Below are 2777 nucleotides of genomic sequence, written 5' to 3' on the forward strand. Positions count from 1 at the left end.
GAGGCGCCATGGCTGGAACGACCCGGCGGCGTGGGGATCTCCGTGGAGTTGGCGTGGTGGCGCGAGTACGCGCAGTGGGGCTCCGGCAACCAGGTGCCCGACGTGCTCACCGAGGCGTTCGCCTGGCTCGTCCGCCACCAGCCGGCGCACCAGGGCACGTTGACGGTGTGCTGGGGCGATGCGCGGCTGTCGAACGCGATCTTCGACGACTCAGGTCAGCTCATCGGTGCGCTGGACTGGGAGCAGGCCTGCGTGTGCCCGCCCGAGACGGACCTCGCATGGTGGCTCGCGACGCGCAAGCAGATGCTGGAGGTCAATGGCATCGACGCCGATCCGGAACTGCCGGGCTTCGACAGCCGCGTCGATGTGATCCGGCGCTATGAGGAGATGATCGGCCGCACGCTGGCCGACCTCGACTGGTACGAGATCTTCGCGATGGTGCGGATGGGCTGCTGCATTCTGCGCACGCAGGTGCTGCTGCGCACTAATGGCCAAGCCGACCACTTCCTCACGCGCGCACCTATTCTGCCGGCCTGGACGATCGAGGCGGTCCGGTAGATTGAATACAGCAACGCGCGTAGTCCGAAACGGCATTTTCAGAGCGGTTCCGAGATAGCCACGCATGCCACAGTTTTGAATTATCCAATCCCCTGTCGAGACGATGTGCCCGCTCTCCCTCGCAGGGCACATTCATTTCTCCCATGGCGTCAGATCGGGTCGAACACATCCGAGTTATGGCCGCCGAGGCTCTAGCCCGAAGTTCCCCCTTGTAGAGGCGGCCTGAGTCCCGATTTGTTTGTGAGCAGGTGTTTCTGTGTTCAACTGCCTCAACATGTACTCATGTATTCTTGAGAATAGCTCGGCGTGTCATCCCCTGATGTCGCCACTATCGTGCTGATCTCGTGTTAGAAAGTAATCATGTACATCACCCGGGTGCCCAACCGGGGATCCCCGCCGGCGGTGCTGTTGCGGGAAAGCTTCCGCGAAAACGGCAAGGTCAAGACCCGCACCCTGGCCAACCTGTCACGCTGGCCCGAGCACAAGCTGGACAGACTGGATCGCGCGCTTACGGGCTTGCCGCCCGTGGACTGGGATCTATCCGAGGCCTTCGAGATCACCCGCAGCCTGCCGCACGGGCATGTGGCCGCCGTGGCCGGCACCGCCGAGAAGCTGGGCATCGCCGAGCTGATCGACCCGACGCCCTCGCGTAACCGGGATCTGGTGTGCGCCATGCTGATCGCGACGGTGATCGAGCCGGGATCGAAACTGGCGATGGCGCGCGGGCTGCGCGCCCAGACCGCGACCAGCTCCCTGGGTGTGGTGCTGGGTGTGGCGGGCTGTGATGAGGACGACCTGTATGAGGCGATGGACTGGGCGCTCGAGCGCAAAGATGGCATCGAAACCGCGTTGGCCGCCCGGCATTTGGCCAGTGGCACCCTGGTGCTCTATGACGTGTCCAGCGCGGCGTTCGAGGGCCACACCTGCCCGCTGGGAGCGATCGGGCACGCCCGCGACGGGGTCAAGGGTCGGCTGCAGATCGTCTACGGGCTGCTGTGCTGCCCCACGGGGCGCCCGGTCGCGATCGAGGTGTTTGACGGCAACACCGCCGACCCGAAAACCCTGACCGCCCAGATCGACAAGCTCAAAACCCGGTTCGAGCTGACCAACATCGCCCTGGTCGGGGATCGGGGCATGCTCACCAGCGCGCGCATCCGCGACGCGCTACGTCCGGCGCACCTGGACTGGATCAGCGCGCTACGCGCCCCGCAGATCAAGACCCTAGTCGAGGACGGGGCGCTGCAGCTGTCGCTATTCGATGAGCAAAACCTGTTCGAGATCACCCACCCGGACTATCCCGGCGAGCGGCTGGTGTGCTGCCACAACCCCGCCCTGGCCGACGAGCGCGCCCGCAAACGCGCCGAGCTGCTGGCGGCCACCGAAAAAGAACTGCAGGCCATCGCCGAAGCCACCCGCCGCCAACGCCGGCCGTTGCGCGGCACAGACAAGATCGGCCTGCGGGTGGGCAAGGTGCGCAACAAGTTCAAGATGGCCAAGCACTTTGACCTGCACATCACCGATGAGGCCTTCAGCTTCACCCGCAACCAGGACAGCATCGCCGCCGAGGCCACCCTGGACGGCATCTACGTGCTGCGCACCAGCCTGCCCGACAACGCCCTGGGCCGCGATGACGTGGTGCTGCGCTACAAAGACCTCGCCGACGTCGAACGCTTCTTCCGCACCCTCAACAGCGAACTGGACGTACGCCCCATCCGGCACCGGCTCGCCGACCGGGTCCGCGCCCACATGTTCTTACGCATGCTGTCCTACTACATCAGCTGGCACATGAAACAAGCCCTGGCCCCAATCCTGTTCACCGACAACGACAAACCCACCGCAGCTGCCAAACGCGCCGACCCCGTCGCGCCAGCGCAACGCTCCGACGAAGCGCTGAAGAAGGCAGCGCGCAAACGCACCGAAGACGACACACCGGTGCACAGCTTCACCAGCCTGATCACCGACCTGGCCACCATCTGCGCCAACTACATCCAACCCACCGACAGCCTGCCGGCATTCACCAAGACCACCACCCCAACCCCGCTGCAGCGGCGCGCCTTCGACCTACTGACCGTTTCCCACCGCCACGGCCTGCCGTAGTCAGTACCCCACCACAAAAGCCCAGGCCAACGGCACAAACCGCACCCAATCAGGGGGAACTTCGGACTAGGTGACCAAGACTGCATTATCTACGTGGCTATCACACGTGCAGAGCAGCAGTG

The 2777-nt window shown here is 64.6% G+C and carries 2 protein-coding genes; both read left to right on the top strand.

Annotated elements, in window-relative coordinates; genetic code table 11:
- The coding region (locus VJS90_RS02430) for a phosphotransferase (RefSeq protein WP_324118745.1) at positions 1-558 on the top strand (558 nt) is incomplete at its 5' end.
- 360 nt (positions 559-918) lie between these two features.
- The gene (locus tag VJS90_RS02435) at positions 919-2655 is read left to right on the top strand and encodes an IS1634 family transposase (protein WP_324118748.1); all 1737 of its coding nucleotides are present in this window, start codon (positions 919-921) and stop codon (positions 2653-2655) included.
- Positions 2656-2777 lie beyond the last annotated feature (122 nt).

This window comes from Pseudomonas sp., from assembly GCF_035277045.1.
Lineage (GTDB): Bacteria > Pseudomonadota > Gammaproteobacteria > Pseudomonadales > Pseudomonadaceae > Aquipseudomonas.